This is a genomic window from Streptomyces sp. NPDC002623 (genome assembly GCF_053592635.1).
In genome coordinates this window covers 254,793-261,085 of the sequence record NZ_JBSFWB010000013.1, presented here as the reverse complement: position 1 = coordinate 261,085, position 6,293 = coordinate 254,793, and the positions used below count along the sequence as shown (strand labels likewise).

Below are 6,293 nucleotides of genomic sequence, written 5' to 3'. Positions count from 1 at the left end.
GCTTCTTCACCGGCCCCTCCCTCCTCGACCACGTCACCACCGAGATGGACGCCTACCAGGAAGAGCTGTTCGGCCCGGTGCTGGCCGTCGTCCGCGCCGACTCCCTCGACCAGGCCATCGACCTGATCAACGCCAACCCCTACGGCAACGGCACCGCCCTCTTCACCGCCTCCGGCGAAGCCGCACGCCGATTCCAGCGCAACATCAAGGTCGGCATGATCGGCATCAACGTGCCGGTGCCCGTCCCGATGTCCTACTACTCCTTCGGCGGCTGGAAGGACTCCCTCATCGGCGACTCCCCCATCCACGGCCCCGAAGGCATCCGCTTCTACACCCGCCCCAAGGTCGTCACCACCCGCTGGCCGCAGCCCGCCCAGCACGTCACCGCCGGCTTCAACTTCCCCACCTCCAACTGAGATTCCCCACCGGGACCTTTCGAAGGACGTACACCATGGCAACGACGCCATCCCCTCTGCGCACCACCGTGGGCAATCTGTGCCTGGGCTCCGCCCCCGACTCCTGGGGTGTCTGGTTCCCCGAGGACGAGCAGCAGGTGTCGCACACCCGCTTCCTCGACGAGCTGGCCGCCGCCGGTTACCAGTGGCTGGAGCTCGGGCCGTACGGGTACCTGCCCACCGATCCGCAGCGGCTGAAGGAGGAGCTGGACTCCCGTGGGCTGCAGGTCTCCGGCGGCACCGCGTTCGGCGCCCTGCACCGGCCGGAGGCCTGGGACGAGATGCTCGCCCATGTCCGGCAGGTGGCCGCGCTGACCGCCGCCGCGGGCGCCCACCACCTGGTCCTCATCCCGCCGATGTACCGGGACGAGAAGACCGGCGCCTTCACCGAGTCGCCCGAGCTGACCGCCGTCCAGTGGGCGGGGTTCGGGCGGGCCGCCGACCGGCTCGGCAAGCTGCTGCTCGACGAGTACGACGTCCGCCTCGTCGTCCATCCGCACGCCGACAGCCACATCCAGACGCAGCCGGAGATCGAGCGGCTGCTCAACGAGTCGGACTCCCGCTACACGAACCTGTGCCTGGACACCGGGCACGTGGCCTACGGCGGCGGCGACAACCTCGATCTGATCCGGCGCTTCGGCGAGCGCGTGGGCTACGTCCACATCAAGCAGATGGATCCCGAGATCCTCGCCCAAGTGGCCGCGGAGGACCTCTCGTTCGGCGAGGCCGTCAAGCGCGGGGTGTGCGTCTCGCCGCCCGCCGGCGTGCCGAACCCGGCCGATGTGGTGGCCGAACTCGCGCAGCTGGACGCCGAGTTGTTCGTGATCGTCGAGCAGGACCTGTACCCGTGCGCTCCCGAGGTGCCGCTGCCCATCGCGGTCAGCACCCGTGAGCACCTGGCCGGTTGCGGACTCACCGGAACCCGTCGGCCCGACTCGGGCAAGTAGGAGGTGGCCATGGACGTCAGCGACGACACGACCCGGGCCCGCACCGCCGCGACCTCCGTCGCCGCGCCCCCCGTCGGCGCCGCCACCGCCGTCGCGGACGACGCTCCGCCCGCGGTCTCCCGGCGGCTGCGGCTCATCACGGTCATCGCCACCTTCGGCGGGCTGCTCTTCGGCTACGACACCGGCGTCATCAACGGCGCCCTGCCGTACATGACCGACGATCTGGGACTGACCCCGGTCACCGAAGGCATGGTCACCAGTTCGCTCCTGCTGGGCGCGGCCCTCGGCGCCATCACCGGCGGCCGGATGTCGGACGCACGCGGCCGGCGGCGCACGATCCTGACGCTGGCCGTGGTGTTCTTCATCGGCGCCCTCGGCTGTACTCTCGCGCCGAACACCGCGGTCATGATCGCGGCACGCTTCGTGCTCGGCCTCGCGGTCGGCGGCGCGTCGGTGACCGTGCCCGTCTACCTCGCCGAGGTCTCGCCCGCCGAGCGGCGCGGCGCGCTGGTCACCCGCAACGAGCTGATGATCGTCAGCGGTCAGTTGCTGGCCTTCACCTCCAACGCGATCATCGCGCGGGTGAGCGGCGAGGCCGGCGGTGTGTGGCGCTGGATGCTGGTGATCGCCACTCTCCCTGCCGTCGTGCTCTGGTTCGGCATGCTGGTCATGCCGGAGAGTCCGCGCTGGCTGGCCTCCCGGAGCCGTTTCGCCGAGGCGCTCGACGTCCTCAAGCAGGTGCGGTCCCGGCAGCGGGCCGAGGCCGAGCTGAGCGAGGTGTCCGCGCTGGCCGTGCACGACGAGCGGGAAAAGCTCGGCGGCTGGCAGGACATCAAGGCCGTGCCGTGGGTGCGCAGGCTGATGTTCGTCGGCTTCGGCATCGCGATCGTGCAGCAGATCACCGGCGTCAACACGATCATGTACTACGGCACCCAGATCCTCACCGACGCCGGCTTCGCCGCCGACAGCGCGCTGACCGCGAACATCGCCAACGGTGTGATCTCGGTGTTGGCCACCTTCGTCGGCATCTGGCTGCTGGGCCGCGTGCCTCGTCGTCCGATGCTGATGACGGGTCAGATCGGCACTGTCGCAGCTCTTCTGCTGATCGGCGTCTTCTCCCTGGTGCTGCCTTCGGGTGACGCGCGGGCGTACGCGGTGCTCGCGATGACCGTCACGTTCCTGGCGTTCCAGCAGGGGGCGATCTCGCCGGTGACCTGGCTGATGCTGTCGGAGATCTTCCCGATGCGGATGCGCGGTTTCGGGATGGGGATGGCGGCCGTGGTGCTGTGGCTGACCAACTTCGTGATCGGGCTCGTCTTCCCGTCCCTCGTCGACGGGATCGGGGTCTCCAACACGTTCTTCCTCTTCGTGGTGGCGGGTCTGTTCTCGCTCACCTTCGTGAAGCTCTACGTCCCCGAGACCAAGGGCCGCACGCTCGAGTCCCTCGAAGCCGAACTCCGGGCGCGCTTCTCCTGACCCCCCGTGAACCCTCTGAACCCTGTGAACCCTCTGAACCCCTCTTCGAAGGAACGACCATGACCGTACGTGTAGGAGTCATCGGCGCCGGCTGGATCGGCAAGGAGCACATCCGACGGCTCACCGAGACCGTCACCGGAGCCCGTGTCACCGCGGTCACCGACATCGACCCGGTCCGCGCCGAGGAGGCGGCGGCGCCGGCCGGTGCCCGGGTGCTGCCCGACGGAGCGGCCGTGGTCGCGGCGGACGACGTCGACGCGGTCCTCGTGACGTCCTGGGGACCGACCCATGCCGAGCATGTGCTGAACGCGATAGCCGCCGGGAAGCCGGTGTTCTGCGAGAAGCCTCTCGCCACGACCGCCGAGGACTGTCTGAAAATCATCGAGGCCGAGACGGCGCACGGCCGCCGTCTGGTCCAGGTCGGCTTCATGCGCCGCTACGACGTCGGCTACCGGCAGTTGAAGCAGGTCATCGACTCCGGCCGGATCGGTGCGCCGCTGATCGTGCACTGCGCCCACCGCAACCCGACCGTCCCGGCGACGTACACCTCCGCCATGGCGGCGCTGGACACGGCGGTGCACGAGGTGGATGTGCTGCGCTGGCTGCTCGACGACGAGATCGTCTCCACCCAGGTGGTCACCCCGCGCGCCACGAGCAAGCGGTTCGCGCACCTCAGGGACCCGCAGATCATGCTCTTCGAGACCGCCAAGGGCGTCCGTATCGATCTGGAGGTCTTCGTCAACTGCCAGTACGGCTACGACATCCAGTGCGAGGCGGTGGGCGAGGAGGGTCTCGTCCGGCTGCCCGATCCCGCCTCGGTCGGCGTGCGCAGGGCCGGACAGCACACCACGGGGGTCCTGACGGACTGGGTGGGCCGTTTCGCGGACGCCTTCGACACCGAGTTCCGCGAGTGGATCGCGGGGATCGCCGCCGGCGCCGAGCCCACCGGCCCCTCGGCCTGGGACGGCTATGCCGCGACCGTCATCACCAGCGCGACCGTCGAGGCCCTGGAGTCGGACCGGGTCGTCGCCACGGACCTCAAGCCCCGTCCCGTCTTCTACGGAGGTGCCGCGTGAAAATCGCCCTCGACCCGTATATGTTCCGTGCGTTGCCGATCGACGACATGGTGCGCACCGTCGCCGAACTCGGCTACGAATACATCGAGTTGTCACCGCGCGACGACTTCATGCCGTTCTTCCTCCACCCCCGTGCGGACGACGCGCGCATCGCCGAACTCAAGAACTCCCTGCGCACGCACGGCGTGAAACTGTCCTCCGTGCTGCCGCTGTACAAGTGGTCCTCGCCCGACGAGACCGAACGGCAGGCCGCCGTCCGCTACTGGAAACGCATCATCGAGATCACGGCCGACCTCGAATGCCCCCTGATCAACTCCGAGTTCAACGGCCGACCCGAACAAGCCGCAGCGAGCGAGGCCGCCTTCTGGCGCTCGCTCGACGAACTCCTGCCGCTCTTCGAGCGCGAGGGCATCGCCCTCAATCTGGAGGCCCACCCCGACGACTTCTGCGAGGAGAACGCTCCCGCCGTCGACCTCGTCCGGGCGATCGACAAGCCCTGGGTGAACTACCTCTACTGCGCGCCCCACTCGTTCCATCTGTCCGGAGCCGATCCCACCGCCGACATCGCCGCGATGATGCGCTACGCCGGCGACAAGCTCCAGCACGTCCACATCGCCGACTCCTTCAACCACAAGGGCTCCTCCGGGCTGCGCTACATCCTGAACCCGCCCGGCACCGCCGCCCGCATCCACCAGCACCTCGACATCGGACAGGGCGAAGTCGACTGGAACGCGTTCTTCGGCACCCTGCGCGAGCTGAACTTCGACGGCGTCGCCACCGCCTGCGTCTTCGCCTGGGAAGAGCGCGCCCACGAATCCTCCGCATTCATGCTCGACCGCATCACCGAGGAACTCGCCGCCTGAGACCGGAATAGCTGTTTCTCCAGTTCCTCAGAAATAATTCGAAAATCTCTCAGAGAAAGCCTTGCCGAGTGCTGTCCGTCACCCGGCAAGGCCCTTTCTGCTGCCCAAAAACCCTCTCCACCAGCCGGAACGGCACTACAAAACGCGTGACCTATTCGTTGCTCATTCAGCGCCCGCCACCGTATTGACACGTTCCGCCGAACTGGCGCTAAATTTCGCCAACGAGGTCGCCGACCGCTCGACGGCGAATTCAGGACCTCATCTCGCCTCATCTCGCCTCATCTCTTTCCGCATCTCTTTCCGCGCCGTTCTTATTCCTCACAGAAGAGGTAGGACCATGCCGCACTCCGCTCACTCCACCGGCTCCGCCCCCGCGCTCCGAAGAACCCGTCGGGTCTCCCGGCTGCGCGCACTGGCCGTCGTCCCCGCACTGGCGCTGCTCGCAGTCGGCTGTTCCTCGGGCGCCGACGACACGGCGTCCGCTTCCGGCAAGAGCGCCTCGCTGGCGTCGGGCCTCGGCAGCAAGGCCAAGGACCGCAAGGTCACCTTCCTGCTCCCGCAGGACCCGGGGGACCCGTTCTGGACGACGATCGCCCAGGGCGCCAAGGACGCCGCGCAGTTGCTCAACCTCGACCTGAACATGCAGACCAGCTCGGGCGACCAGACCAAGTACAACGACCTGATCGGCAGCGCGGTCGCCGACAAGCCCGCGGCGCTGGCCGTGGTGCTCGACGACCCCAACAAGTACACCGAGAACGTCTGCGCGGCGCAGAAGGCCGGCATCCCCGTGATGAGCTACAACATCACCCAGGCGGGCACGGTCGGCGCCTGCACGCTCGGCTTCGTCGGACAGGACTTCGAGGAGGTCGGCTATCTGCTCGGCAAGCGCCTCCTGGCCGACAACCCGGACATCGGCAAGGGCGACACCGTCCTCACGCCCGTCGAGTTCCCCGACCAGGTCTACGCCGTCCAGCGGCACGCCGGCGTCAAGCGCGCCCTGGACGAGGTGGGCGCCAGGACGGACATCCTCGGCACGGGCATCGAGGACTCCGCCGCGCTGGACAAGATCACGCAGTACCTGCTCGGTCACAAGAAGACGGCCGCCGTCGTCCCGCTGGGCGGAACCCCGCACCGCAACGTCGTGAAGGCCCTGGAGGACTCCGGGGTGAAGGCGCCGGTCGTCGGCTTCGACCTGGCCCCGCAGATCGTCTCCGGCATCGAGTCCGGCGCCATCGACGCGGCGGCCGACCAGCAGGGCTACGTCCAGGGCTTCCAGACGGTCGTGGAGCTCGGCCTGAAGCTCGACTTCGGGCTGAGCCCGGCCGACATCAACTCCGGCGGCAGCGGCCTGGTCGACAAGTCCAACGTCGGCATCGCCAAGGAACTCGCCGGCAAGGTCCGCTGAGCCACTCCGGCCGGACCTCCGGCACCACCTCGTCCGCCGACGTCTCGGCTCGGGGCGGCCAGGCAGCATCG

The 6,293-nt window shown here is 68.4% G+C and carries 6 protein-coding genes; all 6 read left to right on the top strand.

Features of this window, described 5'->3' with window-relative positions:
* Window positions 1-416 (top strand): aldehyde dehydrogenase family protein (locus ACWD4O_RS24820; RefSeq protein WP_451282924.1); only part of this gene is annotated, 416 nt, incomplete at its 5' end.
* 35 nt (window positions 417-451) lie between these two features.
* Window positions 452-1,402, top strand: coding sequence for a TIM barrel protein (locus tag ACWD4O_RS24815; RefSeq protein WP_451282922.1), 951 nt, complete (start codon window positions 452-454; stop codon window positions 1,400-1,402).
* A gap of 9 nt (window positions 1,403-1,411) precedes the next feature.
* Window positions 1,412-2,878, top strand: coding sequence for a sugar porter family MFS transporter (locus ACWD4O_RS24810; protein ID WP_451282920.1), 1,467 nt, complete (start codon window positions 1,412-1,414; stop codon window positions 2,876-2,878).
* A gap of 59 nt (window positions 2,879-2,937) precedes the next feature.
* On the top strand, window positions 2,938-3,954 hold the full coding sequence (locus ACWD4O_RS24805) for a Gfo/Idh/MocA family oxidoreductase (protein WP_451282918.1): 1,017 nt from the start codon (window positions 2,938-2,940) through the stop codon (window positions 3,952-3,954).
* Entirely contained in the window at window positions 3,951-4,817 is an 867-nt protein-coding gene (locus ACWD4O_RS24800) for a sugar phosphate isomerase/epimerase family protein (protein ID WP_451282916.1), read from the top strand. The genes ACWD4O_RS24805 and ACWD4O_RS24800 overlap by 4 nt, the downstream gene beginning before the upstream one ends.
* 337 nt (window positions 4,818-5,154) lie before the next feature.
* Window positions 5,155-6,222, top strand: coding sequence for a sugar ABC transporter substrate-binding protein (locus tag ACWD4O_RS24795; protein WP_451282914.1), 1,068 nt, complete (start codon window positions 5,155-5,157; stop codon window positions 6,220-6,222).
* Window positions 6,223-6,293: the final 71 nt, after the last annotated feature.